The sequence below is a fragment of the Nonomuraea sp. 3-1Str genome (genome assembly GCF_031570565.1).
Classification (GTDB): domain Bacteria; phylum Actinomycetota; class Actinomycetes; order Streptosporangiales; family Streptosporangiaceae; genus Nonomuraea.
Genome location: NZ_JALHBK010000017.1, coordinates 13391 through 40077, shown reverse-complemented (window position 1 = coordinate 40077; position 26687 = coordinate 13391). Strand labels below are relative to the sequence as shown.

24 protein-coding genes are annotated in these 26687 nt (G+C 73.1%); 15 read left to right on the top strand and 9 right to left on the bottom strand.

The genetic code is table 11. The features are described from left to right. Positions 1-2 precede the first annotated feature (2 nt). The 5 genes from MTP10_RS25430 to MTP10_RS25410 all read right to left on the bottom strand — a co-directional run bounded on the left by MTP10_RS25430 (position 3) and on the right by MTP10_RS25410 (position 4954). Positions 3-1052 carry a helix-turn-helix domain-containing protein gene (locus MTP10_RS25430; RefSeq protein WP_310712169.1) on the bottom strand — a complete coding sequence of 350 codons (1050 nt, stop codon included), beginning with the start codon at positions 1050-1052 and terminating at the stop codon, positions 3-5. Then, positions 1052-1843 carry an ABC transporter permease subunit gene (locus MTP10_RS25425; protein WP_310712168.1) on the bottom strand — a complete coding sequence of 264 codons (792 nt, stop codon included), beginning with the start codon at positions 1841-1843 and terminating at the stop codon, positions 1052-1054. Before MTP10_RS25425 ends, MTP10_RS25430 begins: the two co-directional genes overlap by 1 nt. Beyond that, positions 1821-2732, bottom strand: coding sequence for an ABC transporter ATP-binding protein (locus MTP10_RS25420; RefSeq protein WP_310712167.1), 912 nt, complete (start codon positions 2730-2732; stop codon positions 1821-1823). Before MTP10_RS25420 ends, MTP10_RS25425 begins: the two co-directional genes overlap by 23 nt. 94 nt (positions 2733-2826) lie before the next feature. Then, positions 2827-4335, bottom strand: coding sequence for a cobyric acid synthase (locus MTP10_RS25415; RefSeq protein ID WP_310712166.1), 1509 nt, complete (start codon positions 4333-4335; stop codon positions 2827-2829). Positions 4336-4402: 67 nt separating this feature from the next. After that, entirely contained in the window at positions 4403-4954 is a 552-nt protein-coding gene (locus MTP10_RS25410) for a TetR family transcriptional regulator (protein WP_310712165.1), read from the bottom strand. A gap of 108 nt (positions 4955-5062) precedes the next feature. Here MTP10_RS25410 and MTP10_RS25405 point away from each other — a divergent pair, with 108 nt between their 5' ends. The 5 genes from MTP10_RS25405 (at position 5063) to MTP10_RS25385 (ending at position 10788) form a co-directional block, all read left to right on the top strand. Then, on the top strand, positions 5063-6205 hold the full coding sequence (locus tag MTP10_RS25405; protein WP_310712164.1) for an FAD-dependent oxidoreductase: 1143 nt from the start codon (positions 5063-5065) through the stop codon (positions 6203-6205). Positions 6206-6336: 131 nt separating this feature from the next. After that, complete coding sequence (locus MTP10_RS25400) at positions 6337-8391, top strand: protein kinase domain-containing protein (RefSeq protein WP_310712163.1); 2055 nt, start codon at positions 6337-6339, stop codon at positions 8389-8391. A 103-nt stretch (positions 8392-8494) separates the two neighbouring features. Beyond that, positions 8495-9382, top strand: a complete 888-nt coding sequence (locus MTP10_RS25395; protein WP_310712162.1) for a diacylglycerol kinase family protein — start codon at positions 8495-8497, stop codon at positions 9380-9382. Positions 9383-9437: 55 nt separating this feature from the next. Then, positions 9438-9872, top strand: a complete 435-nt coding sequence (locus MTP10_RS25390; protein WP_310712161.1) for an SRPBCC family protein — start codon at positions 9438-9440, stop codon at positions 9870-9872. A gap of 34 nt (positions 9873-9906) precedes the next feature. Further along, positions 9907-10788 (top strand): hypothetical protein, encoded by an 882-nt coding sequence (locus MTP10_RS25385; protein ID WP_310712160.1) that lies wholly within the window; start codon positions 9907-9909, stop codon positions 10786-10788. On the opposite strand, the gene MTP10_RS25380 is transcribed toward MTP10_RS25385, so the two are convergent. Both MTP10_RS25380 and MTP10_RS25375 read right to left on the bottom strand, forming a co-directional pair. Next, positions 10767-11471 carry a phosphatase PAP2 family protein gene (locus MTP10_RS25380; protein WP_310712159.1) on the bottom strand — a complete coding sequence of 235 codons (705 nt, stop codon included), beginning with the start codon at positions 11469-11471 and terminating at the stop codon, positions 10767-10769. The genes MTP10_RS25385 and MTP10_RS25380 overlap by 22 nt on opposite strands. Further along, a complete protein-coding gene (locus MTP10_RS25375; RefSeq protein ID WP_310712158.1) occupies positions 11455-12204 on the bottom strand; it encodes a phosphatase PAP2 family protein in 750 nt (249 codons plus the stop codon). Before MTP10_RS25375 ends, MTP10_RS25380 begins: the two co-directional genes overlap by 17 nt. Before the next feature lie 100 nt (positions 12205-12304). Between MTP10_RS25375 and MTP10_RS25370 the strand changes: the two genes are divergently transcribed. The 3 genes from MTP10_RS25370 to MTP10_RS25360 all read left to right on the top strand — a co-directional run bounded on the left by MTP10_RS25370 (position 12305) and on the right by MTP10_RS25360 (position 14796). Next, complete coding sequence (locus MTP10_RS25370) at positions 12305-13195, top strand: diacylglycerol kinase family protein (protein ID WP_310712157.1); 891 nt, start codon at positions 12305-12307, stop codon at positions 13193-13195. Between the two features lie 59 nt (positions 13196-13254). Continuing rightward, positions 13255-13752, top strand: a complete 498-nt coding sequence (locus MTP10_RS25365) for a hypothetical protein (protein ID WP_310712156.1) — start codon at positions 13255-13257, stop codon at positions 13750-13752. A 270-nt stretch (positions 13753-14022) separates the two neighbouring features. Beyond that, a complete protein-coding gene (locus MTP10_RS25360; protein ID WP_310712155.1) occupies positions 14023-14796 on the top strand; it encodes a SigB/SigF/SigG family RNA polymerase sigma factor in 774 nt (257 codons plus the stop codon). A gap of 18 nt (positions 14797-14814) precedes the next feature. Here the strand turns inward: MTP10_RS25360 and MTP10_RS25355 are convergent, their stop codons facing one another. Next, on the bottom strand, positions 14815-16452 hold the full coding sequence (locus tag MTP10_RS25355) for an ABC-F family ATP-binding cassette domain-containing protein (protein WP_310712154.1): 1638 nt from the start codon (positions 16450-16452) through the stop codon (positions 14815-14817). Between the two features lie 267 nt (positions 16453-16719). Here MTP10_RS25355 and MTP10_RS25350 point away from each other — a divergent pair, with 267 nt between their 5' ends. The 7 genes from MTP10_RS25350 to MTP10_RS25320 all read left to right on the top strand — a co-directional run bounded on the left by MTP10_RS25350 (position 16720) and on the right by MTP10_RS25320 (position 25059). Then, positions 16720-17688, top strand: coding sequence for an RNA-binding protein (locus tag MTP10_RS25350; protein ID WP_310712153.1), 969 nt, complete (start codon positions 16720-16722; stop codon positions 17686-17688). 20 nt (positions 17689-17708) lie between these two features. Continuing rightward, on the top strand, positions 17709-18602 hold the full coding sequence (locus MTP10_RS25345; RefSeq protein ID WP_310712152.1) for an ADP-ribosylglycohydrolase family protein: 894 nt from the start codon (positions 17709-17711) through the stop codon (positions 18600-18602). Between the two features lie 123 nt (positions 18603-18725). After that, complete coding sequence (locus MTP10_RS25340) at positions 18726-19919, top strand: histidine kinase (RefSeq protein ID WP_310712150.1); 1194 nt, start codon at positions 18726-18728, stop codon at positions 19917-19919. Then, entirely contained in the window at positions 19919-20590 is a 672-nt protein-coding gene (locus MTP10_RS25335; RefSeq protein WP_310712300.1) for a response regulator transcription factor, read from the top strand. The genes MTP10_RS25340 and MTP10_RS25335 overlap by 1 nt, the downstream gene beginning before the upstream one ends. 172 nt (positions 20591-20762) lie before the next feature. Beyond that, positions 20763-22007 (top strand): bifunctional glycosyltransferase family 2/GtrA family protein, encoded by a 1245-nt coding sequence (locus MTP10_RS25330; RefSeq protein ID WP_310712149.1) that lies wholly within the window; start codon positions 20763-20765, stop codon positions 22005-22007. A gap of 23 nt (positions 22008-22030) precedes the next feature. Continuing rightward, positions 22031-24106: a glycosyltransferase family 39 protein gene (locus tag MTP10_RS25325; protein ID WP_310712147.1), complete on the top strand. Its 2076-nt coding sequence runs from the start codon at positions 22031-22033 to the stop codon at positions 24104-24106. A gap of 110 nt (positions 24107-24216) precedes the next feature. Next, positions 24217-25059: an SDR family oxidoreductase gene (locus MTP10_RS25320; protein ID WP_310712146.1), complete on the top strand. Its 843-nt coding sequence runs from the start codon at positions 24217-24219 to the stop codon at positions 25057-25059. 17 nt (positions 25060-25076) lie between these two features. Here the strand turns inward: MTP10_RS25320 and MTP10_RS25315 are convergent, their stop codons facing one another. Beyond that, positions 25077-26393, bottom strand: a complete 1317-nt coding sequence (locus tag MTP10_RS25315; protein WP_310712145.1) for a cellulose binding domain-containing protein — start codon at positions 26391-26393, stop codon at positions 25077-25079. Positions 26394-26687: the final 294 nt, after the last annotated feature.

The following is a 26687-nucleotide window of genomic DNA, read 5'->3' as shown; positions in this document are numbered from 1 at the left end:
CCTCAGGACCACGGCCACTCCAGGAGGCGGGCGCCCAGGACGGCCGTCTCCAGGGTGAAGCGCTGCGTGGGGTCGTCCGGGGAGAAGCCCGTCAGCCGCCGGACGCGTTCCAGGCGGTAGGTGACGGCCCGGGTGCTGATGCCGAGGCGGCGGGCGGCGGCCGTCTGGTTGCCCTGGGCGGCGAAGACCGCCTCCAGCGTCTCCAGCAGCGGCCCGTGCCCGCCACGGGCGCTCAGCAGCGGGCTCAGCACGCTCGTCACGAGGTCCTCCATCGCGCTCCTGTCACGCAGCAGTACGGGAAAGACCAACAGGTCGGCGGCCTTGACCACGTCCCGGACCAGCCCGAGCCGGTCGGCGAGGTCGAGCGCGGACGCGGCCTCGCGGTACGAGGCCACCACGCCGCCGGGACCGCGCTGCGGGCGGCCGACCCCCACCCGCCAGCCCGCGGGGAAGCGGGAGCGCACATGGTGGGTGAACTCCCCGACCGCGGCCGGCAGCGTGGCGGGCGCGACGCAGACGAGCAGCCCGTCGCGGACGGCCACGAGCACGTTGTGGGAGCCGAAGCGGGCGACCAGGTCGCGCTCGATGCGGTCCTGCTCGCCGTCCTTCAGCCCGCGCGCGACGGCCACGACGTACGACTCGGCGAGCCGCAGCCCGAAGTGCTCGGCGCGCTCGGCGAGCCGCTCGGCCCGGCCGAGGAGCAGGTCGTCCACGAACTCCCGGCGCGCCGTCTCCTCCTCACGGATCGCGGCGAGCTGGGCCCGCTCGTACCCCTCCATGAGCGCGGCGACCGCCCTGCGCAGGGCGGCCAGCACGGCCGGGCCGCCCCGCGCGGGGTTGCCCGCCCCCTCACCGGCGGGCGGCTGCTCAGCCGCCGACAGGGCCGCGTCCACCACGGCGCGCAGCGGGACCCCCAGCCGGGCGGCGCGGGCGCCGGCCTCGTGGTAGGCGTCCAGATCGGCCCGGTCCGGCAGCCGGCCGGTGCCGGCGGCCCGCGCGAGCACCTGTAAGTGCCCGCCGAGCAGGTCGGCGGGCACCCGGGAGGCCACCATCACACTCCTACGTCACGCCTGTCGAAGGCGAGGACCGCGATGAGGGCGAGCACGGCCGTCGCCCCCGCCAGCACAAGGTAGTCCCCGGCCGGGAGCCCCTGATAGAGGGGCCTGCCCTCGCCGTAGTAGTGGAACGGCGAGACCCACTTGAGCCACGAGACGGCGTCCACGTTCCGGCCGACGGTGACGACCATGTACCCGAGCACGGCCCACGCGCCGAGCACGGCCGAGGCGACGGCCTTGCGCCCGGTGGCGGCGCCGACGGCCAGCGTCACCGTGCCGAAGCACAGGGCGAGCAGGTACACGCCGGTGTGCGCGGCCAGCAGCCGGCCGAAGGAGACGTCCATGCCGACGGCCCGGGTCATGGCCCACGCGACCGCGAACGTCACGACGGCCACGGCGAGCAGGCCGAGCGCCAGCGCGGCGAACCGCTCCAGCACGAGCCGCCGGCGGCTGACCGGCAGGGTGACGACGAGCTCCAGCGTGCCCGCCTCCTCGGGCCCGGCCAGCGACCGGTTGGCCAGGATCATCGCGCAGGCCGAGAGCAACGCCGGGACGAAGAGCTGGTAGGCGACCGACTGGAGGTAGCCGGTGCCGCTGGCGATGTCGTTCAGGCCGCCCATCAGGTCCCTCAGCGCGCCGGGGTACTTGGCCATGGCCTGGGCGCTGTAGGTCTGGGGGTCGTCCTTGATGCTGCCGTAGATGCCGAGGTACATCGACATGAACGCGCTGAGGCCGATCGTCCAGCCCACCAGGGTCCGGAGGTGGTCACGCAGACTCTTGATGATCATGGTGTGCGCCTTCCTCGCTGTAGTAGGTGAGGAAGATCTCCTCCAGGTCCGGCTCGGCGCTGACGAGGTGCACGACGGTGAAGCGGGCGGCGGCCTTGATCAGCGGGTCGGGCCGGCCGTCGATGGTGCAGCGGACGCCGGCGCCCTCCACCCGCAGGTCGCGCACGCCCGGCAGCCCCTCGAACGCCTCTCGCGGCACCGGCGCGTCGAAGTGCAGCTCGACCCGGCGCACGGCCTTCTCGCGCAGCGTCGACACGTTCTCGACGGCGACCAGGCGGCCGGCGCGGACGATGCCGACCCGGTCGGAGACGTGCTCCACCTCGGCCAGCACGTGCGAGGACATGAGCACCGTGCGCCCGGAGGCGCGCACCTCCCGCAGCATGGCCAGGAACTCCTGCTGCACCAGCGGGTCGAGTCCCGTGGTCGGCTCGTCCAGGATGAGGAACTCGGGTTCGTGCATGAACGCCTGGATCAGCCCGATCTTCTGCCGGTTGCCCTTGGACAGCTTGCGCATCGGCACGGACAGGTCGGCGTCGAGCCGTTCGGCCAGCTCGGCGACCCGGGCGGGCGGCACCCCGCCCCGCACTCCGGCCAGGAACGCCAGGTAGTCGCGGGCCCGCTCGCGTCCCTCCAGCGCCAGGTCGCCGGGCAGGTAGCCGATCCGCGCCCGGACCGCCGCCTCGCCGGGAGGCTCGCCGAGGACGCGCACCCGGCCACGCGTGGGCCGGATCACGTCCAGCAGGAGCCGGATCGTGGTCGTCTTGCCCGCGCCGTTCGGGCCGAGGTACCCGAAGATCTCGCCCGGCTGTATGTCGAGCGTCAGGTCCTCCAGGCCACGGCGCCCGCCGTAGTACTTGCTGAGCCCTTCGGCCTGCACCACTGCTGTCATGCCGCCATGGTGGGCGATCGGGACGGGGCGGCGTCAGGGGCGAGTCCGGCAAGAGCGGTCGCGGATTCCTTCCGGGTACCGGCAACCGCCGCGCCTACGGGACGGGGTCGGGAGCTCCCGGCGGGAGGAACGGCAGCTCCGGCGGGCCGTGCTCGATGAGGCGCAGCAGCGCCGCCGTGTCGAGGTGCCGCTCCACGAGGTCGCCCAGCGCGTCCAGGCGCTCCTCGCGCAGCCGGGCGAAGTCCGTGCCCGGCGCGGGCGTGAAGTCGCGCCCCGCCTCCCGGGCCACGTCCGCGAGGAAGGCGCGCCGGAAGCCGTCGTTCTCCAGCGCGCCGTGCCAGGTGGTGCCCCAGACGTTCGCGACGCGGCAGCCGTCCAGGAACGGCTCGCCGCCCTCCACCACCGGGACGCCGTGGTGGATCTCGTACGCGGTGACCGGCCGGCCGTAGGCGTGCCCGGAGGGCCGGCCGAGCACCTTGTCCGGGACGAACGCGAACCGCACCGGCAGCATCCCGAGCCCGTCCACCCGGCCGGCGCCCGACTCGACCTCGTCCACGATCTCCCGGCCGAGCATCTGGAAGCCGCCGCAGACGCCGAGGATCGGCCCCTTGCGCGCCAGCAGCGCGGCGGCCAGTCCGGTGCGGCGCAGCCAGTCCAGGTCGTCGACCGTGGCCCGCGAGCCGGGCAGGATCACCAGGTCGGCGTCGTCGAGGTCGGCCGCGGCCGTGACGAACCGCATCACCACCCCGGGCTCGGCCGCCAGCGCGTCCACGTCGGTGAAGTTCGACATCCGCGGCAGGCGGACCACGGCCACGCGCAGCGTCTGCCGCCCGTACGGCTCCCGGCCCGCCACCGGGCGCGAGTCCAGGGCCAGGGAGTCCTCGACGTCCAGCCACATGCCGTCGGCCCACGGCAGCACGCCGTACACCTCGCGGCCCGTCAGCGCCCGGATCTGGTCGAGCCCGGGCCGCAGCAGCTCCGGCGCGCCGCGGAACTTGTTCACCACGAACCCGGCCACCAGCGCCTGGTCGGCCGCCTCCAGGAGCCCGACCGTGCCGTAGAAGGAGGCGAACACCCCTCCCCTGTCGATGTCGCCCACCACGATCACGGGCAGGCCGGCGGCCCGGGCCAGCCCCATGTTGGCCAGGTCGCCGCGCCGCAGGTTGATCTCGGCGGGGCTGCCGGCGCCCTCGCAGATCACGACGTCGTACCGGCTCCTGAGGCGGTCCAGGGAGCGCAGCGCGGTGGCGCGCAGCATGTCGCGCACCCGGCCGTACTCCATCGCGTCGACGTCGGCGACGGGCCGGCCGAGCAGCACGACCTGGCTGCGGCGGTCGCTGCCCGGCTTGAGCAGCACGGGGTTCATGTCGGCGTCCGGCTCGACGCCGGCCGCCTGCGCCTGCACCGCCTGGGCCCGCCCGATCTCCGCGCCGTCGACCGTGACGTAGGAGTTCAGCGACATGTTCTGCGCCTTGAACGGCGCCACGCGGACTCCCTGACGGGCCAGCCACCTGCAGATTCCGGCGGTCACCACGCTCTTGCCCGCGTCGGAGGACGTCCCCGCGACGAGCAGCGCACCCTTGACCGCCCGCACGCTTCGCACGCCCGGATCCTCCCACATCTCCCCATTCGGCAGGAGGCGACCCGGGCGGGAGGTCAGCGCGTCCGGCTCACGCGGGGTCGAGCAGGTAGCGCTGGACGGACGGGCCGACCCAGCGCACGACCTCCTCGCGGCCCATCGCCACGACCGGCGGGATCTCCAGCACGAAGCGGCACAGCGCCAGCCCCAGCACCTGCGTGGTCACCAGCCCGGCGCGGCGGGGGGCGCTCTCCGGGTCGCCGGACAGCTCGGCCGCGAGCGGGACGAGCTGCGCGGCGAAGATCTCGCGCATCCGCTCGGCGGCCGAGGGGTTCGTCACCCCGGTGCGCAGCAGGATCTGCAGCGCCTCGTCGCTCTCCCAGCGTTCGAGGAAGTGGGCGACGAGGAGCTCGCCGACCCGCTCCCGGGGCATCGCGCCGGGAGCGGGCAGCGCCAGGTCGAACGCGCAGGCGGCGGCGAACAGGCGCTCCTTGCTGCCGAAGTACCGCATGACCATGGCGGGGTCGATGCGCGCGTCCCCGGCGATGGCCCGGATGGTGGCCCGCTCGTACCCGTCGGCGGCGAACCGCTCCCGCGCCGCCCCCAGGATGACCGCTTTCGTCTCCTCCGAAGATCTCCTCATGCCAACGAGTGTAGGCCAACAGCCGTTGACATGACGGGCGGCCGAGCCTACCGTGATGCCTACAAGCGTTGGCCAACAGCCGTTGACCGCAGACCGCATGGAGGAGCCATGGACATCACCACCGAGGTCCTCGTCGTCGGGGCCGGACCGGTCGGGCTGACCGCCGCCGTCGTGACCGCCCAGCGCGGCCGCGCCGTCACCGTGGTCGACGCGCAGGCCGAGGGCGCCAACACCTCCCGCGCCGCCGTCGTCCACTCCCGCACCCTCGAACTCCTGGAGCCGTACGGCGTGACGTCCCGGCTCGTGGCCCACGGCACGCGCGTGCCCACCTTCACCGTGCGCGACCGGGACCGCCTGCTCGTCCGCGTCCCCTTCGGCGACCTGCCGACCCCGTACCCGTACACGCTGATGCTCTCCCAGGCCGACACCGAGGCGCACCTGCGGGCGCGGCTGAAGGAGCTGGGCGTCGAGGTGCTGCGCCCGCGCACCGTCACCGCCGTCGCCGAGGACCCGTCCGGCGTCACCGCCACGCTCGACGACGGCCGTCACGTCCGCGCCGCCTACCTCGTCGGCGCGGACGGCATGCGCAGCACGGTCCGCGAGCACGCCGGGATCGCGTTCGAGGGCGGCACGTACGCCGAGTCGTTCGCGCTCGCCGACGTGCGCCTGCGCGGCGGGGTGCCGGCGGAGGAGGTCATCCTGTACTTCTCGCCCGCCGGCCTGGTCGTCGTCGCCCCGCTGCCCGGGGACATGTACCGGATCGTGGCCACGGTGGAGGAGGCGCCGCGCGAGCCGGACCTGGCGTTCGTCCAGGCGCTGCTGGACGAGCGCGGGCCGCGGGCCGAGCGCGCCGTCGTGGAGGAGGTGGTGTGGGGGTCGCGCTTCCGCGTCCACCACCGCATCGCCGCGACGTACCGGTCGGGACGGCTGCTGCTCGCGGGCGACGCCGCGCACGTCCACTCGCCCGCGGGCGGCCAGGGCATGAACCTCGGGATCGAGGACGCCGTCACGCTCGGCGAGACCCTGGCCCGGGTGCTCGACGGCGGCTCGCCGGACCTCCTCGACGCCTACGCCGACGCCCGCCGGCCGGTCGCCGAGGAGGTGGTGGGGCTGGCGAGCAGGCTCACCCGCCTCGCCACGGCCGGGCGGGCCGTGCGCCCGCTCCGCAACGCGGTGATGGGGCTGGCCGGACGGCTCCCCGGGGTCCGGCGCGCCCTCTCCTGGCAGCTCTCCGGCCTCTCCCGCCGCTGACCCCCGCTTCCGGCTTCCGGCTTCCGGCTTCCGGCTTCCGGGGGAGGGTCGTGCGGCTTCCGGGGGAGGGTCGTGCGGCCCTAGGGTGTGCATCGCCCCACAGATCACAGCGCGTCCGGGAAGGGAGCGGGATGCCGGGTTCACGCCCGCTCCGGCCAGGCGACCCCGAGCGGATCGGCGCGTACCGGCTCGTCGGCGTGCTCGGCTCCGGCGGCCAGGGCGTCGTCTACCGCGGTGTGCGCGACGGCGGCGGCGACGTCGCGGTCAAGGTCGTCCACAGCCATCTGAGCCAGGACGACGACGCCGTCAAGGGCTTCCTGCGGGAGGTGGAGGCGGCCCGCCGGGTGGCGGCGTTCTGCACCGCCGCCGTGCTCGACATGGGGACGCTGGGCGACCGGCCGTACATCGTGAGCGAGTACGTCCCCGGCGACACCCTCCAAGAGGTCGTCCGCGCCGAGGGACCGCGCGGCGGAGGGGCGCTCGACCGGCTGGCGATCTCGACGCTCACCGCGCTGGCCGCGATCCACGACGCCGGGATCGTGCACCGCGACTTCAAGCCGGGCAACGTGCTGATGGGCCCCGAGGGGCCGATCGTCATCGACTTCGGCATCGCCAAGGCGCTGGACGCCACCACGCTCGCCTCCGGCCCCATCGGCACCCCCGCGTACATGTCGCCCGAGCAGTTCAGGGGCGAGCGGGTCGGGGCGCCGTCGGACCTGTTCAGCTGGGCGGGCACGATGGTGTTCGCCGCGACCGGGCACCCGCCCTTCCCGGGCGAGACGGTGCCGGCCATCCTGAACGGCGTCCTGAGCAGGGAACCCGACCTGACCGGCGTTCCGCCCCGCCTGACGGGACCGATCCAGGAGTGCCTGTCCAAGGACCCGGCGGCCCGGCCGACGGCTCCCGAGCTGCTGCAACGGCTGATCAGCCGTACCGGTGACGGAGCGGCCCGCCCCGTCACCGTCCCTCCGCCCCCGGGCATCCGGGAGGCCCCGGACATCCGGGAGGCCCCGGACATCCGGGAGGCGGCGACCGAGCCGAGCCGGCCCAGGACGTTCAGCCGGCGGGCCCTGATCGGCGGGGCCGCCGTCACCGCTGCCGCGGCCGTCTCCGCGTTCGCCGTGCTCGGGCGCCGCGGCCAGGCCGCCCGGCCGTCCCCGACCGGGACGCCCGCGCCCACTGCCTCCGCCTCCGCCGGCGCGACGCCCACGCCGCAGCCGTTCGGTGCGCCCCTCACCCGTCCCGTCGCCCTCCCCGGGGAGTGGGGCACGGCCACCGCGCTCGCCGCCACCGGCGCCCTGGTGGCCTGCGGCACCGGCAAGGGCACCGTGCTGGCCTGGGACACCGCCCAGGCGGCGGCCACCCGCCTCGGCGACGGCGGCGCCTCGGTGACCGCGGTGGCGTGCGGCGAGCGGGACGGCACTCCCGTCGTCGCCTCCGGCCACGGCGACGGCAGGATGCGCCTGTGGAGCCTGACGGGCGAGAGCCTGGCCGACCATCGCGCCACCGACCCCGTCATCGGGGTGACCGTCGCCGGCCGCCCTGTCGCGGTGTCGCAGAAGTACGACGGCTCCAAGGACCTCCACAGCGTCGTACGGCTGTGGGACCTCACCACCGGCAAGCAGATCGGGCCCACGATCACCGACCACTTCCAGGGCGTCGACTGCCTGGCCTTCGGCACGCTCGGCGGGAAGCCCGTGCTGGTCACCGGCGACGGCAACAACCGGATCCGGGTGCGGCGGCTCTCCGACGGCAAGGTGACGGGCACGTTCGTCACCGGCGAGATCGGCGGCGTCGAGCGGCTGGCCTGCGGCGAGATCGACGGCAGGACCGTCCTGGTCTCCACGCACCAGGACGCCACCCTCCGCGTGTACGACCTGGCCACCGGCAAGCGCCGCGAGAGGTGGACGTTCAGCGAGCGCAGCCCCGACGACCGCGGCGTGACCGCGCTGGCCATGGGCCGCAGCGGCGACGTCCCCATCGCGGTCGCCGTGCACAACCCGTCCGGCGGCGACGTCCTCGTCCGCGTCTGGAACCTCACCGACGGCGACGTCATCGGCTCCCTCGGGCCGGGCCCCGGCGGCCCGATCCTCACAGCCACCCTGGCCCAGGCCACCGGCCTCCCGGTCGTGACGGGCGTCACCGAGGACCGCACGCTGCGCACCTGGAACATCGGCCCGGCCTGACGACCGCCGGCCTCCGTTCCGCGCACCTGACGGCCGCTTCGCCCATGAGGGGACTCGCGGGCGCGGAACGGGGTAGACGGCGGCAGGTGAGAAGGGAGCACTCGTGCGCCGACTGCTGGCCATCGTCAACTCCTCGGCCGGAGGCACGGACGAGGACGTGCTGTCCGAGGTCCTGTCCGAGCTGACCCGGCACGCCGACACCGTGGAGGCCCGGATCAAGGACCCGTCCGAGCTGCCCGGCCTCCTGGGAGAGCATCCCGGACGCGACCCCGTGGTGCTCGGCGGGGACGGCTCGCTGCACTGCCTGGTGGCGGCGCTGGCCGAGCGGGGCGAGCTGGACTCCCGGACGGTCGGGCTGGTGCCCATGGGCACCGGCAACGACCTGGCCCGCGCCCTCGGCGTGCCGCTCGACCCGGTGCGGGCGGCCCGGGTGGCGGCCACCGGGGAGCCGCACGCGCTCGACCTGCTGCGCGACGACGACGGGGGCGTCGTGGTCAACGCCGTGCACGCCGGGGTCGGGGTCGAGGCCGCGCGCACGGCGCAGCCGCTCAAGCCGTACCTGCGGCGCTTCGCGTACGCGGCCGGCAGCGTGATCGCCGGCGTGCGGACCCGTGGCGTGCCCCTGCGGGTGGAGGTGGACGGCAGGGTGGTCGCGGACGGGCGCCGCCGGGTGCTCATGGTCGGCATCGGCAACGGCCGCACCATCGGCGGCGGCACGCCCATCACCCCCGACGCCGGCCCCGCCGACCGGGTCGCCGACGTGATGGTCTCCTTCGCCACGGGCCCGCTCCGCCGCCTGTGCTACGGCCTTCTCCTGAAGCTGGGCAGGCACACCAGCCGGGCGGACGTCGTGACGGTCCGCGGCTCACGCGTCCGCCTCTCCGGCCCTCCGGTGCACGTCAACGCCGACGGCGAGCTGATCGGCCCGTACACCGCCCGCACCTGGACCGTCGCCCCGCACGCCTGGCGCGTGACCCTCCCGCGCGGGTGAGACCGCCTTCTCGGCCATCGCACCGGCATCTCCGCCGACCCCCTATCATCGCCGGGTGATCGAGCTTCAGGAGGACGGGGAGATCGCCTGCCCGGCCGCGCGTGTGTGGGCGGTCGTCGCCGACTACGGCCAGGACCCACGCTGGCGCGAGGGCGTCGAGACGATGGCGCCGTGCCCCGAAGGCATCGTCCGGGTGGGCACGACCACCGCCGAGGTGATGCGGTTCGCGGGCCGGACCTACCGCAACGGCGGCGAGGTCATCCGGGTGGAGCCGGGGCGCTCGTTCGCCTGGCGCACCACCTCGGGGATCGACGCCGAGGGCGGCAGGCTGGTCGAGCCGCTCGGCGAGAACCGGTGCCGCTTCACCTTCCACGTGCGCGTCACCCCGCGCGTGACCTCCGAGCGGTTGCTGGAGCCGGCGCTGAGGTGGTTGCTGCGGCGGTCGATCCGCGCCGACGTCCGCCGCCTGGCCGGCCTCTGCGTCTCTTGACGAGCCTGGCCCTGACGCCTCGTAACATGCGCGCATGACCACGCACGGATTCGCGCTCACCGCCGAGGGACCGTTCGACTTCGGAGCCTCGTTGCGTTTCGTCGAGGACTGGCCGGCCACCAGCGCGCTGCCCTCCGACGGGCGGGCGCTGCGCTTCGCCTACTGCGCGGAGGCCGACTGGCTGCCGATCGGCGTGAGCGTCACGGCCGCGCCGGGCGGGGTCGCCGTGGCCACGACGCGGGCCGCGGGGCCGGGCGTCCGGGGCGAGGTCGCCCGCATCCTGTCCCTCGACGTGGACGGCGCCGGCTTCGCCAAGCTCGGCGAGGCCGACCCGGTGCTCGGCGACCTGCAGCGGCGCCGCCCCGGACTGCGGCCGGTGTGCTTCTGGAGCCCGTGGGAGGCGGCGTGCTGGGCGGTGATCGTGCAGCGCTCGTCGATGCTGATCGCCGCCCGGATCAAGCAGCGCATCGCCGAGCGGTACGGCGCGCGGGTCACCGTGGACGAGCGGACGTACACGGCGTTCCCGCCGCCCATGACGCTGGTGGACGCCGGCGGCCTCGGCCTGCCCGCGCAGAAGGAGGAATGGCTGCGCGGGCTGGCCCGCGCGGCGCTCGACGGCGTCCTCACCGCCGAGCACCTGCGCTCGCTCGCCCCTGAGGAGGCCCTGGCCGAGCTGCGCGCCCTGCCCGGCGTGGGCCCGTTCTCGGCGGGCCTGATCCTGATCCGCGGGGCGGGCGCGCCGGACGCGTTCCCGGGGGACGAGCCGCGCCTGTTCGCCATCCTGCGCGAGGCGTACGGCCTGCCGGAGGACGCGCCGCCCGCCGCGTACCGGAAGCTGGCCGAGGCGTGGCGGCCCTACCGCTCTTGGGCCTCCTTCGTGTTCCGGGCCTCGACCTACGGCGTCATGGACGACTGAGCGCCCCGCACGGCCTGCGGCGCGGAGTCCCGCGTCCGCGCCGGCGAGCGCCGGTACAGGATCGCGCGGGCGGCCACCACGACGCAGACGGCGCCGAGCAGCAGCCCCCAGGTGATGTCGGTGAGGAAGTGCATGCCGCGGTACAGCCGGGAGAAGGCGACGGCGAGCGGGGCGGCGATGCCGACCACCCAGATCACCACCTGGAGCGCCCGGTTGCGGACGTGCGTGGCCAGGACGAGCGCGACCCCGCAGTAGAACGCGACGGCGGCGCTGACGTGCCCCGACGGGAAGCTGGAGGTGGGCGGGGCCGGGTCGAGGTGCTCCACCGGCGGCCGGTGCCGCCCGACGATCTCGGTCACGGCCAGGAAGACGAGCGACTGGCTCCAGACCGCCGCGACGAGGAAGACCGACTCGCGCCAGCGCCCGTACGCGAGCCGGAAGAGGATCACGGCGATCGCGGTGAGCGCCACGATGTACGGGGTGTCCGACAGGCTGCTGCCGAAGTCGGTGAGCGTGTTCCCCAGCGAGGTGCGGTCGGCGGCCAGGGCCCGGCTCACACCCGCCTCGCCGGTCGGCACGGCGAGGATCAGCTCGCCCACGCCGTAGGTCACGCCCGCCAGCAGGAGCAGTGGGAGTAAGAGCGTCAGCGCGTAGTGCTTCACGTGCTCAGTTCTTGTGGTCATGGGTCACCTTCACCTGTTCGGGTTCCACTCCCTCGGTCAGCGGCGAGACGGGCCTGCGGCCCTCCTCCCGCCGCCACGTCTCGAATCCCGCCGCGGTGGCCGCGACCACCGCGACGCCCAGCACGATCCCCGCCACCACGTCGCTCACCCAGTGCACGCCGAGCGCGATCCTCGTGTAGCCGACCGACAGCACGAGGAACCAGGCGACGCTCCAGGCCACCCACCGTCCCCAGCGGGGCAGGTGCGGCAGCAGGAGAAGGACGACCACTCCGGCGCCGAGCGTCACGTTGACCGCGTGCCCCGACGGGAAGGAGTCGCCCGGCGCGAGCGCGACGGGGTCGGGAAGGTGCGGCCTGGCCCGGGCGACGACGATCTTGAGCGCGAGGCCGAGCAGCCCGCCCACGGTCACGGTGGTGACCGCCCAGACGGCCAGCCGCGGCGCCCCCTTGTACATCAGCCAGGCGGCGTACGCGATGACCGCGATCCGCCACGGCCAGGGCCCGAACAGATCCGTCCACACGATGAGCAGCCTGGTCACGCCCGGATGAGCCAGCGCGTACTCGTGCAGGTCCGCGGCGACTCCCGCGTCGAGCCCGTTGAGGGGCATCTTGGCCACGACGAGCAGCAGGCCGAACGGGACCATGACCAGCGCCACCGCGAGGCTGGCGAGCGTCAGGCGCTGCCCCAGGCGGCTGTCGCCGTCGGCGCGGGCCTTGCGCTGGTGAAGCGTCATGGTTGCGGCTCTTTCTGCGAGATGCGTTCGCGGACGGCTACCCCGTCGGCCGGAGATGATTCCTCGCCTGAACGACGGCGGCGAGGGTAGTCGGGGTGGCATGTCCCTCACCGTGGCGGTCGTCGCGCACCGCAAGAAGACCCTGGGCGCGGGCCTGGACCGGCTCCGCGTGCTCATCACCGAACAGAACGTGGGCGATCTCCTCTGGTACGAGGTGCCCAAGAGCAGGAAGGCGCCGAAGAAGGTCCGCCAGGCGCTCAAGCAGGGCGCCGACCTGGTGTTCGTCTGGGGCGGCGACGGCATGGTGCAGCGCTGCTCCGACGCGATGGCCGGCACCGGCGTGCCCATGGCGATCCTCCCCGCGGGGACCGCGAACCTGTTCGCCACCAACCTCGGCATCCCCGTCGACCTGGAGGAGTCGGTGCGGATCGGCTTCCACGGCCGGCGGGAGAAGCTGGACCTGGGGCTGCTGAACGGGGAGCACTTCGCGGTCATGGCGGGCGCCGGGTTCGAGGCCGACATGATCGCCGACGCCGACGGGCAGGCCAAGAGACGGCTCGGCAAGCTCAGCTACGTCAAGGCGGCCGTCCGGCACGTCGGCGGGCCGCTGGTGCCGATGAAGATCAAGGTGGACGGGACGACCTGGTTCGAGGGCGACGCGAGCTGCCTGCTGCTGGGCAACGTGAGCAGGATCGCCGGCGGCATCGACGCGTTCGACGACGCCCGGCCGGACGACGGCTGGCTGGAGGTGGGCGTCTCCACCGCCAAGGGGCCGATCCAGTGGGCCCGGGTGCTCGGCAAGATGGCCGCGGGCCGCTCCGACGACTCCCCGTTCGTCCGGATCACGCGCGCCAGGAAGGTGTCCGCCCGGTTCGGCGCGCCGCTGACGTACGAGCTGGACGGCGGGGAGCGCGAGGCCACCACCCGGCTCAAGGCCGAGGCCGTCCCCGGAGCGCTCACCCTCTGCTTACCGGAGGCGGCGACGATCTAGGGAGAAGTGACAACTTCTGCTCCCCTTCGGCCGTCCAACCGTGCATGATCCGAAACACGATGACCCGTACCGCGCTGGCGACGCTGGTGACGGCCGGCCTGACGCTGGGCGCCGTCGCGCCCGCCGCCCACGCCGCCACCTCCGGCACCACGTTCGGCCCCGCGGGCTACGGGGGCGTGAAGCTGGGGATGAGCGCCAAGGCCGCCCAGGCCACCGGGAAGATCTCCCACAAGAAGGGGCTGGACTCCCCCTCCTGCACCGGATGGCAGCTCAAGGCGCATCCGACCGGCAGCGACGGCGTCGGGCTCTACATCTCCAAGAAGCACGGCGTCGCGATGATCTTCGCCCCGAAGGGCGTCAAGACGCCGGCGGGCATCGGCCTGGGCTCCACCTACAAGCAGATCAAGAAGGCCTATCCCAAGGTGAAGACGGCCGCGAGCGGCTACCCGTACGTGGACGTCCCCGGCGTCACGGGGGCCTACTACTCGTTCCTCCTCCAGAAGGGCAAGGTGTACGAGATGGCGCTGGCGCTCCACAAGCAGGACTGCGCCAACTGACCGTCAGCATGACGTGACAGGCCACCGCGGCGGCCGGCCTCGCGCTCCACCGCCGCGGCCTGGAACGACCTCCTCCGTCTGCACGCCGAGCCGGACCGACCAGATCTTCGTTACGCTTCCGTGACCGGAAAATGGGTGACAGAGGCCCGTGGAGCGGGCATGGTAGATCGCGAAGTCCAGCAGAGGGCTTTGACTACGCGAGAACCAAGGCGTGCCTCTGCATGGGCTTTTTTCCATGGACGAGGCCGCCCCGCCCATCTGGGAGCAGCAGTGTCCGTCCTCACCGTCGCATTCGAGCAGCTCACCGCCGAGGAACTCCTGGCCGGCCTGGCCGACCCGCAGACTTCCGACCTGCACGCCGCGCGCATTCGCGAGCGCCTGGTGGAGATGCATGAGGGCCTGGTGACCGAGGTCACCCGCCGTTACCGCTACCGCGGCGAGCCCATGGACGACTTGCGTCAGGCCGCCTACGTCGGCCTGATGAAGGCCATCAACGGCTACGACCCCACGCTCGGTCACGAGTTCCGCGGATACGCCATGATCACCGTGCTGGGCGAGGTCAAGCGGCACTTCCGTGACCGCACGTGGGCCATCCGGGTGCCGCGCGTCTACCAGGAACGCCGCATCGAGCTCAACAAGGCCACGGCCGAGCTGACCCAGGTCCTCGGTCACTCGCCGACCGTGTCCGAGCTGGCCGCCAAGCTGGGGATCTCCGAGGAGGACGTCCTGCTGGCCATGGAGGCCTCCACCGCCTACTCGGCATTGTCGCTGGACGCCCCGGTCGGCGGCGCCGACGACGACGCCGCCGAGCTGAGCGACTTCCTGCCCGCGCAGGACGACTCCCTCGACACCCTGCTCGACCGGCACTCGATCAAGCCGCTCATCGACGCCCTGCCGGCCAGGGAGAAGAACATCCTGCTGATGCGCTTCTACGGCAACATGACCCAGTCGGAGATCGCCAAGGAGTTCGGCATCTCGCAGATGCACGTCTCGCGCATCCTCCGCGCCGTGCTCAACAAGCTCCGCACCGCCCTGACCGACTGACCGCCCGGGGCGGCTGCGTCACGTGCCGGTGAGCCCTCCGGTCTCCAGCAGCCGCCCCCCGGACAGCTCCAGCCAGCGGTCCACCCCGATCTCCGCGAGGAACCGCTCGTCGTGGCTGACCACCACGAACGCTCCCTCGTAGGCGCCGAGCGCGCTCTCCAGCTGGCCCACGCTGACCAGGTCGAGGTTGTTGGTGGGCTCGTCGAGCAGCAGGAGCTGAGGCGCCGGCTCCGCGAACAGCACGCAGGCCAGCGTGGCGCGCAGCCGTTCGCCGCCCGACAGCACCCCGACCGGCAGGTGCGCGCGGGAGCCCCGGAACAGGAAGCGGGCCAGCAGGTTCATCCGCTCCGCCTCCGGCATGTCCGGGGCGGACGCGGCCAGGTTCTCCGCCACGGTGCGCCTGACGTCGAGCAGGTCGAGCCGCTGCGACAGATGGGCCACCCGGCCGTCGGCGCGCCTGGTCGTGCCCCCGTCGGGCTCCAGCTCGCCGCTGATCAGCCGCAGCAGGGTGGACTTGCCGGCGCCGTTGGGGCCGGTCAGGGCGATGCGCTCGGGTCCGCGGATCGTCAGGTCGACGCCGGGCTCGGCGAACAGGCCGCGTGCCCGCAGGTGCTCGCCGAGGAAGACCGTGCGGCCGGCGGGGACGTTGGTGTCGGGCAGCCGGAGCACGATCTTCTGGTCGTCGCGCAGGTCGCGCTCCGCCTGGTCGAGACGGGCCCTGGCGTCGCCGACCCGCGCCGCGTGCGTCTGGCCCGCCCGCCCGGCCGACTCCTGGGCGCCCCGCTTCATGTTCCCGGCGAAGATGCGCGGCAGGCCGGCGTTCTTGAGGTTGCGGGCCGCGTTGCTCGCCCGCCGCTCGGCCCGCTCGCGGGCCTGCTGCATCTCCCGCTTCTCGCGCTTGAGCTCCTGCTCGGCGCTGCGCACGCTCCGCTCGGCGGCCTCCTGCTCGGTGCGTACGGCCTCCTCGTACGCCGTGAAGTCGCCGCCGTAGAAGCGGACCTCGCCCCGGTCGAGCTCGGCGATGCGGTCCATGCGGTCGAGCAGCGCCCGGTCGTGGCTGACCACGAGCAGGCAGCCGTTCCAGTCGCCGAGCACGTCGTACAGCCTGCGACGGGCGCCGATGTCGAGATTGTTCGTGGGCTCGTCGAGCAGCAGGACGTCGGGCCGCCTGAGGAGCTGCGCGGCCAGGCCCAGCGACACGACCTGCCCGCCGCTCAGCGTGCGCAGCGGGCGCGCGAACTCCAGGTGGCCGAGCCCGAGCCGGTCGAGCTGGGCCCGGGTGCGCTCCTCGATGTCCCAGTCGTTGCCGATCGTGGTGAAGTGCTCCTCGCCGGCGTCGCCTGACTCGATGGCGTCCAGCGCGGCGATCACCGGGGCGATCCCGAGGACTTCCGCCACGGTCAGGTCGCCGGCCTGGTCGCCCGTCAGCGGCAGGCTCTGGGGCAGGTAGCCGAGCACGCCGTCGACGGACACGCTGCCGCCACCGGGCCGGTACTCGCCGGCGATCAGCTTGAGCAGCGTGCTCTTGCCCGCGCCGTTCGGGGCGACGAGGCCCGTCCGGCCGGCGCCCACGGTGAAGGAGAGGTCGCTGAAGACGGGCGTGTCGTCAGGCCAGGAGAAGGACAGGTTGGAGCAGATGATGAACGCGTCGGACATGCGGGAGACCTCGTGCATACGTGGTCCGGGCGTGCCGGAGCAGCCCGGCGAAAGGGACAGGGAAAACGACGATCAAGGCCACGCCGGCGGCGGGCATACGCGCCTGCCGGGGCCGATCAACCTCCGGTATCACCCGGAGATGTCGTCGTCACCTGCCATGTCTGCTCTCCTCGATTCCGATCCCAACCGTTCCACACCCTAGCAGCCACCCACGGCCCACCGGCAAGGCCGTTTCCGTACGGCTTCCGTACGGCAGGATGAGCCGGCATGAGCGTCCACGTCCACCGGATCACCAAGTACGACCCCGCGGACCGCACCGAGGACGGCTCCTATGCCGGCCCCGAGGACGTGCACAGCGACCACGGTCCGGTGGAAGCGGCCTACCTGGAAGCCGTGGCCGCTTTCGCCGAGGAGACCGGCATCACCCACCTGACCATCCGGGAGCCCGGGGTGACCGGTTTCGTGAACTTCGGAGTGGAGCCCCCGCTCGACGGTCACGGTCTGGCCGGGCTGTTCCCGCCCGACCTGACCGGCTACCACGACGGCGCCCGGGTGCCGATGGCCGTCGCGCTGGAGCTGGTCCGGGCGATGCTGCGCGACAACGGCGCCTGGTGCCGGCTGGAGGACGAGGACCGCTTCTTCGTCCACGTCGGTTACGACCAGCACGTCTATGTCGGCAGCGAGTCACCGTGCCCGCACGCGGTGGCGCTCACTCACCACCGGGGGCTCTTCGCCGAGCCGATGAGCCGGTCACCGTACGACCCGCGACTCGACGACGATGACGAGGACGACGCCGCGCGGCGACGCCCCGCCGACGGGGCGTTCTGGGCCGAGCTGGACGCTCTTCTCGTCGAGCGCGGCGCGGTGGTGCTGGAGGAGGGGCATGTCTTCAACGCCTCACGCTGGCACCGGATCACCGCCGGCGAGGTCGCCGCGACACGCGGCGGGCTCGCTCCCCGATCCAGGCTGCTCGTCTGGCCCGACCTGTCCACGGACGTGGACGCGACCCTTGACGCCCTGGCCGGCAAGAACCTCGTCGAGATCGTCTGGCAGGACCCTCAGGGGCACATCACCAGCCTGACGGTCGACGACCCCGACAACCCGGCACTGCCCGCGAGGCTGGCCGGAGCCCGCGCGATGCTGGTCCTCTCCGGTTACGCGGACGACCGCCACCCGCTGCTGGCCGCCGTGCTCCCCGACCCCGACGGCGTGCTCCGCGCGCGATGGCTGCCCTGACGTACCTCACAATGAAGGGGATGTCACCTCATCCCCTCGCGCGGGCCACCGCCTCCCTCCATGGCCTGGCCCTCGGCGACGCCTTCGGTTCCCAGTTCTTCGTCCCCGACCACCGCCACGCCCTTTCCGCTCGCCTCCTTCCACCCGGCCCATGGCAGTGGACGGACGACACCGAGATGGCCTGCTCCGTCTACCGCGTCCTGGACGACCATGGCGCCATCGACCAGGACAAGCTCGCCGCGAGCTTCGCCGCCCGCCATGACTTCGACCGCGGGTACGGCCCGGCCACCAACCGGATGCTCCGGCTGGTCCGTGAAGGAGGCGACTGGCGGAGGCTCTCGGCCGAACTGTTCGACGGCAGGGGCTCCTGGGGCAACGGGGCGGCGATGCGCGTGGCGCCGCTCGGCGCCTGGTTCGCCGGCGACCTGGCGCACGTCGCCCGGCAGGCGGCCCTGTCGGCGCAGGTCACCCACACGCATCCCGAAGCGGTGGCCGGCGCCGTGGCCGTCGCCGTGGCCACAGCCGTGACCGTCCAGGAGCCCGACCTCCCCGCCGGGCGTTTCCTCGACCGGATCAGGGAGCACGTACCCGCGAGCATGGTCCACGACGGCATCGGCGAGGCCCGGCACCTCCTCACCATCAGCGACCCCGCACTCGCCGCCCGGATGCTCGGGAACGGGCGGCAGGTCTCCGCACATGACACGGTCCCGTTCACCCTCTGGGTGGCGGCCCGCGAACGCCACGACTTCACAGCGGCCATGTGGACCACCGCGACGGCCGGCGGCGACGTCGACACCACGTGCGCCATCGTCGGCGGCATCGTCGCGGCCGCCTCGGGCGCCCACCTGCCGCCGGAGTGGAGAGCACGATGCGAACCGCTACCGGACTGGGCAGGCTCACCGCCGCTCGGCTGAGGTTGATCCGCCGGCCTGGACGCCGAGCCCGGTCTGGCCGTACTGCGGTCGCAGTAGGGCCGATGGGTACCCCGGGATGAGGGAAATCGCCCAGGTCAGACCTACCTTTTAGAGGTGCGTACGGTGACCTGGCTGAGACGGGAGCTGCTCTCCCGCCCCTATGTGGCCGAAACGATCCTGGCCGGGTGCGTGTATGCGATCACGCTGCTGGCGCGGGGCGCGCCCCCTCCGCCGGGGGTGGAGTGGCATGCCCGGATTCCGCCCCTCACCGCTGACGACATCGCGCTGGCTTCGGTCGTCTGCGGCGCTCTGATCTTCCGGCGGCGTTGGCCCCGCGCCGTTCTCGCCGTCACGGTCACCGGGTTCGCCGCCTACGCCATGACCGACGGCGGGCGGAGCCTGTTGAGCCTGGGGCCGGCGGTCGCGGTGTACACGGTGGCCTCGCGATGCCCGCGCCGGCACGCGTGGACCTACGGAGGGCTCGCCGCGCTCGTGGTGACCATGGCCACGGTCGTGTCCGGTGAGAGCGCGTGGCTGGCGCCCGAAGTGGTGGCACCGATCGCGTCGATCGGCATGGCCACCGCCGTCGGGGACGCGCTGCGCAGCCGCCGGGCCTACGTGGCCGCCGTCGAGGAGCGGGCGCGCAGGGCCGAGGAGACACGGGAGGAGGAGGCCGAACGCCGGGTGATGGAGGAGCGGCTGCACATCGCGCGGGAGTTGCACGACGTTCTCGCCCACCACATCGCGCTGATCAACGTGCAGGCGCAGGTAGCCGCGTACATGCTGGCGACCGAGCCCGAGCAGGCCCGCACGGCGCTGGGCCATGTCCGCGAAGCCGGCAAGGAGGCGCTGGAGGAGCTGCGGACGACAGTGGGGCTGCTGCGCAGTCCGGGCAGCCGCGACGACCTTCTGACCGAGCCCGCGCCGGGGCTCGATCGCCTGCCCGAACTGGCCGACTCCTTCACCGCGGCCGGGCTGAGGCTGGGCTGGCTGGTCCACGGCGACCCGCGGCCGTTGCCCGCTCCGGTGGACCTCGCCGCGTTCCGGATCGTCCAGGAGGCGCTGACCAACGTGAGCAAGCACGCGCCGCGCGCGACCGCGACCGTGCGGATCGGCTACGCCGCCGACAAGGTGATCGTCGACGTCGCCGACGACGGTCGGAGCGATGCCGGTGGGACCTCCTCCGGGACCGGTCACGGGCTGATCGGCATGCGCGAGCGGGCCCTGTCCGTCGACGGGACCTTCCTCGCCGGTCCCGTGGACGGCGGCGGCTTCCGGGTGCACGCCGTGCTCCCCACCACCAGGAAGAACGCGTGATGACCGTCAAAGTGCTGCTGGCCGACGACCAGGCGCTGGTCCGCGCCGGGTTCCGGGTGCTGATCGACTCCGCCCCCGATCTGGAGGTGGTCGGCGAGGCCGCCGACGGTCATGACGCCGTACGGCTGGCGCGGGAGACCCTTGCCGACGTGGTGCTGATGGACGTCCGCATGCCGGGAATGGACGGTCTGGCCGCGACGAGGGAGATCACCTGCGAGGCGGCCACGGCCGGAGTCCGGGTGCTGGTCCTGACCACGTTCGAGATCGACGAGTACGTCTTCGCCGCGCTCCAGGCGGGCGCCAGCGGTTTCCTCGGCAAGGGCGTGGAGGCCGGCGAGTTGCAGGAGGCCATCAGGGTGGTGGCCGCGGGCGAGGCGCTGCTGTCACCGTCGGCGACCAGGCGTCTGATCACCCGCTTCCTGGCCGGCCCCGGCGTCTCCGCCCAGCACGTGCCCGAAGATTTGGCCGTGCTCACCGAGCGCGAACGCGAGGTGATGATCCTGGTGGCCCACGGGCGCACCAACGACGAGATCGCCGACCTGCTGGGGATCAGCCGGGTGACCGCCAAGACGCACGTCAACCGGGCCATGACCAAGCTGAAGGCGCACGACCGCGCCCAACTGGTGATCATCGCCTACGAGACCGGCCTGGTCCGTCCCCAGGCCCGTTGATCGGCCGGGAACCGCGGGCGTGGTAGCCCGCGCCCGCGTCTGCTGCGATCGCCGCAGCTCAGAACCATCCTCCAGGCGGACGTTCCCCCGGGGGCAAGGCAGCGAGTCTTGAGTAGCCCGTTCCCGCGCACCGCGCGATCCGGCACCCCTGCCTTGCCACCCGAGGACATCCATGACCAACACCACCCGCGGCCTGGGCGCCCTCCGCGATTTCCAGCCCGCGAAGCTCGCGAATCCCACCGTCGAGATCGTCATCCCCGTCCACAACGAGGAGCGCGCGCTGCCCGGTTGCCTGCGCACCCTCCACGCGCACCTGCTTGAGCGGATGCCGTTCCCCTGGCGGATCACCGTGGCGGACAACGCGAGCGGTGACCGGACGCTGCAGGTGGCCCGGGAGCTGGCCGCCGAGCTGCCCGGGACGGACGTGGTCCACCTCGACGGGAAAGGGCGCGGGCTCGCGCTGCGTACGGTGTGGGGCGCGAGCGAGGCCGACATCGTCGTCTACATGGACGTCGACCTGTCCACGCGCCTGGACGGGCTGTTGCCGCTGATCGCCCCGCTCGCCAGCGGCCACTCCGATCTCGCCATCGGCAGCCGGCTGGCCCCCGGCGCGCGCACCGTGCGCGGGCCGCGCCGGGAGCTGATCTCCCGCTGCTACAACGCGATCATCCGGCTCACCCACGGAGCCCGGTTCAGCGACGCGCAGTGCGGCTTCAAGGCCGCCCGTACGGACGTGCTCGGCCCGCTGCTCGAACGGACGCGGGACGACGCCTGGTTCTTCGACACCGAGTTGCTGCTGCTCGCCGAGCACAACGGGCTGCGCATCCACGAGGTCCCCGTCGACTGGGTCGAGGACGTGGACACCCGGGTCGACGTCGTCAGCACCGCCGCGGACGATCTGCGCGGACTGTGGCGGGTGGCCCGCATGAAGGCGTCCGGCGCCGCGCGGGCCCCGTTGCCGGGACGCCCCGCACCCGCCGCCGAGCACCCCGACGCCGTGCTGGCCACCGGCGGGGCGGGCTCCCGGATCAGCTGGGAGGTCGGCTGCTTCGCGACCATCGGCGTGCTCTCGACAGCCGGTCAGGCGCTGCTCTACTGGCTGCTGCGCACGTGGTGGCCGCCGGTGCTCGCCAACCTGGCGTCGCTGGTCGTCCTCACCGTACTCAACACCGAGGCCAACCGCCGCCTCACCTTCCGCTGGTCCGGCACGGGCGCCGGACGGGCCCACCTGGGAGCCGGAGCCCTGTTCCTGCTCGGGTACGTCGTCACCTCCGCCGCCGTGCTGCTGTTCCGCCAGGTCCAGCCCGAGGCGTCGGCCGCGGCCGAGACGCTGGTGCTCACCGCCTCGTCGGTGCTGGTGACCATTGTCCGCTTCGTGGTGCTGCGGCTGGCCGTCTTCCGCCGCACCACGCCCTGACCGTCTCCGGAGAAGTGACCCAGATGACCGACACCACCGAACTGCCGTCGCCGCCACGCGCCGCGGACCGTCCGCTTCCGGGCTGGGCGGCTCCGGCCGCGCTCGCGGCGATCCTGCTCCTGGCCACCGGCCTGTACGGCTGGGCCCTGGGCTCCCTCGGCTGGGGCAACAGCTACTACTCCGCCGCCGTGAAGTCGATGGGCCAGAGCTGGACGAACTTCCTGTTCGGCGCCTACGACCCGGCGGGGGTGATCACCGTCGACAAGCCGCCGGCGGCGCTCTGGCCGCAGGTCCTCAGCACCAAGATCTTCGGCATGCGCGGCTGGGCGCTGATCCTGCCCCAGGTGGCGGAGGGCGTGGCCACGGTGTTCCTCCTGCACCGCGCCGTCCGCCTGTGGGCGGGCGAGGCGGCGGGACTGCTGGCCGCGCTGGTGCTGACCCTGACGCCGATCACGGTGGCGATCAACCGTGACAACAACCCCGACACCCTGCTGGTGCTGACGCTGGTGGCGGCGGCATACGCGCTGACCCGGGCCCTGCGGACGGGGTCCGGCCGGGCCGCCCTGCGGTGGTTGTGCGGCGCCGGGCTCCTGATCGGCCTCGGCTTCCTGACCAAGATGCTGGCCGCCTGGATGGTGATCCCCGCCTTCGCGGCGGCCTGGCTGGTCGGCGCGCGCGGTCCCTGGCCCGGCCGCCTCGCCAGGCTGCCGGCCGCCGGCGGCGTCCTCGCGGTGTCCTCCCTGTGGTGGGTCGCGATGGTCGCGCTCTGGCCCGGCGACCGCCCGTACATCGGCGGCAGCACCGACGGCAGCGCCTGGGACCTGGTCATCGGCTACAACGGTCTCGGGCGGATTCTCGGCGGGAGCGGCGGCGGCCTGGGCGGCTTCAGCATCTCGTTCGGCGGAGCGGCCGGCCTGGGCCGGCTCTTCAACGACCAGGTCGGCGGGCAGATCAGCTGGCTGCTGCCCCTGTGCGGGGTGGCGCTGGCGCTGGCCGTGGCCGTCGCCGTACTGCGCCGGCGCGGGGTCACGATGCCCGGTGAGCCGCTCGCCGCGGCCGGATGGGTGCTGTGGGGAGCCTGGCTGGTGATCTGCGGCCTGGTGTACGCCACTCAGCAGGGGATCTTCCACCCGTACTACACCACGCAGCTGGCTCCCGCGATCGCCGCCGTCACCGCCGGCTTCGCCACGACGCTGGCCCGCGCCCACCGGGCGGGGGCTCGCTGGGCGCTCCCGCTGGGAGCCGGGGCCGTCGCGGTGACGGCGGCCTGGGCCTATGCCGTGATCGAGCGGGTCCCGTCCTGGAACGGCTGGCTGGCGTGGCCCGTGGCCACGGCCGGTGTGGCGGCGATCGTCCTGCTCCTGCTGTCCGCCGGCCGCCGGCGGCTGCTGCCAGCCGCCCTCGGCGTCGCGATCCTGGCGGTGCTGTCGGCGCCCGCGGCCTGGGCGATCAGCGTTCCGGGCTCCACGTCGGTGATGGGCGGCGCCAACCCCACCGCCGGGCCGCCGGCCATGCCCTTCGGTCTCGGGGGCGGAGGCGGCCGGGGACCGGGCGGGTTCCGACTCCCGGAAGGGATGCGGCTCCCGCCAGGCGTGAAGCTCCCCGAAGGATTCCCGGGCGGGAACGGTGGCATGCCACCCCGGTTCCCCGGCGGCGGCGCCGAGCTGACCTCCGACCAGCGCAAGATCCTCGACTATGCCGTCGAGAACTCCGGCTCCGCGCGGATCAAGCTCGCCGCCGAGGGTGGCTCCATGGCCGCCTCCCCCTTCATCCTGAACAGTGACGCGACCGTCATCGGCATGGGCGGCTTCATCGGCATCGACGACGCTCCGACCGTTCAGCAGCTGAAGGACTGGACGAGCTCCGGGCACCTGCGCTTCGTCCTGGGATCCGGCGGGGGCGGCGTCGGCGCCATGATGGGCGGGACGAGCGCGGGCCGCTCGCAATGGATCAAGGAGAACTGCACCGAGGTCCCCGCCGCCGCGTATGGAGGACGTCCCACCTCCACCGCGCCGGGCAGTCCGACGACCGACGGTCTGACGATGGGCGGCCTGATGATGGGCGACACCACCCTCTACGACTGCGCCGCCAAGCACTGACGACGGTGCGGCCGGTACGGCAGGGGCTGTGACCGGCATGTGCGCCTCCTCCGCGAGGCGCCCGGCGCCGGCTGCCAGACTGGCCGGACAGTCTCCGAAGGAGGTCGCCCATGACCCGCCCCGACAACGCGAAGATCGCCATAACGGGGGCCACCGGCCGCATCGGCGGCCGGATCGCCCGCAGGGTGGCGGCGGCCGGGGCGGCGCAGCGCATGGCGGTGCCGCATCCGGACCGCGCCCCTCAGCTACCGGGCGCGACCACGGCCCGCTGCGCGTACGGTGACCGCGACGCCGCCCGCGCGCTGGAAGGCATCGAGGTGCTCTTCATGATCTCGGCCCCGGAGTCGCCCGACCGCCTGAGCCGGCACCTGGCGTTCGTGGACGCCGCCGCGGAAGCCGGGGTACGGCACGTGGTGTACCTGTCGTTCTTCGGCGCCGCGCCGGACGCCGTCTTCACCCTCGCCCGTGATCACTGGGCGACCGAGGAGCACATCCGTGACAGCGGCCTGTCCTTCACCTTCCTGCGCGACAACCTCTACGCCGACTTCATGCCCGCGCTCGTGGGCCAGGACGGCGTCATCCGCGGCCCGGCGGGCGAGGGCCGGGCCGCGGTCGTGGCCCAGGACGACATCGCCGACGCCGCCACCCAGGTGCTGCTGAACGCCACCGGGCACGAGGGCCGCACCTACGACATGACGGGCCCGCGGTCGCTGTCCATGGCGGAGATCGCCGCGATCCTGTCGGAGACCACCGGCCGCTCGATCACCTACCACCCGGAGACCGTGGAGGACGCCTACCGGTCGCGCGCCTCCTACGGCGCGCCTGACTGGCAGGTCGACGCGTGGGTGTCGACCTACACCGCCATCGCGGCCGGGCAACTGGACGGCGTGAGCGACGACATCCCGCGTCTGACCGGGCACGCCGCCACTCCCCTGGCCGACGTCGTTCCTTAGAAGGCAGACGTCGTTCCTCAGAAGCAGGTGATGCCGGTCGGGCCGGGCGTGGACGGGCCGTTGGCCTGGAAGCCGAAGGTGGCCGACGCGCCCGGCGCCAGGCTCGCGGCCCAGCTCGGCGCCTTGACCGTCCAGGTGGCACCCGACGACGTGATGGTGGAGCTCCAGGCGTTGGTCAGGGTCACGCCGGCCGGCATGGTCCACGTGACCGTCCAGTTGTTCAAGGTCGTGGTCCCCGTGTTCCGCACGGTGCCGTTGGCCGTGAAGCCGCCCTGCCAGACGTTGGCGACCTGGTAGTCCACGCCGCAGGAGCCGCCGGTGCCGCCGGTGGTCGTGGGGGTCGGAGTGGCGGTGGTCGTGGGTGTGGGGGTGGGCGTGGAGGTCGGGCCGTCCGAGGTGGTGTAGCCGACCTTGGTGTACGGCGTGCCGCACTGCGGGTCGCAGGCCGGCGGAAGCGCGAAGCTGTACACGCGTCCGCCGTTGATCAGCGTGTCCGTGACGTCCCGCACCCGGATCTGGAACCGGCTCGCCCCCGACGTGGTCCCGCCGATGACGTACGACTGGCCCATGTCGCCGTTCATCTGAGCCGTCCGCCACGCTCCGTCGGCGAAGTACTCGACGCCGTGAATGCCGTTGGCCAGGTGCGAGACGGAGATGGCGGGCCACCACACCTGGGCGGACCGCAGGAACCCGATGCCGATGTCGCCGCTGTAGTTCGGCGCGGGGACGAACGACCAGGTGACGCGCCGGTTGTTCCAATGGCTGGGATACATGTCCCCGACCGTGGCGCCGTTCTTCACGAACCGGTTGAGCGAGTCCTTGGCCAGGTCCAGGTGGTAGGGATCGTCGCGGCACCAGGCGTTGGAGTCGCCGCAACTGTCGGCGACCAGCATGGTGAGCTTCGCGCCCTTGTAGGCGTCGGCGACCCAGGAGCCGTTGCGGCAGAACGGCTGGTTCTGCGCGCCGTCGTTGGTGCCGGTGCAGAGGTCGCCGATCTCTGCCTGCACGTAGCGGCCGCAGTTCAGCCCGTTGTTCCACAACCCGGCCTTGCTGAGGTTCGCCCCCGTCAACGGCCGCGGGTAGAAGCTGTAGTCGCCGGGCGTGTTGTAGACGTTGAGCGCCACGAAGTCCGGTGAGTCGAGATTCGCCTGCGGCACTCCGCAGCCGCCGTACGGCGCGCCGAGTCCGTCGAAGTAGGTGGCGTTACCCGTCACGGGGCCGGGCGGGTCGCCGGCCGCGCCGGCGGGCTGTTGCGTCAAGGGCACCAGGCCGCCCAGCGCGACCAGGAGACCGGGAAGCAGGAGGGCGAGCAACCGGCGACGGGCGTGACTCATCGGACCCCCTCGATCAGAAAGGTTCGCGAGAACGAACCTCTCCGCAGAGCGCCGGCCGGTCAAGCAGGGGTCCGCGCGAGCTGGGCGAACACGCCGACAGAACTGAAACTTTCAGCACTCACCGGAAATCGGAGACGACCGCGATGCCCACACCGGCGGCGAGGCAGAGCGGCGGTCCCGGCAGTTGTAAGGTATTGCGGCATGGGGGCGTGGGAAGGGATGAGCCCTGACCTCATGGGGAGACAGGGCGCGCCCGGCGACGGGAGAGCGGGATCTCCCGCCCCCGCATGGCAA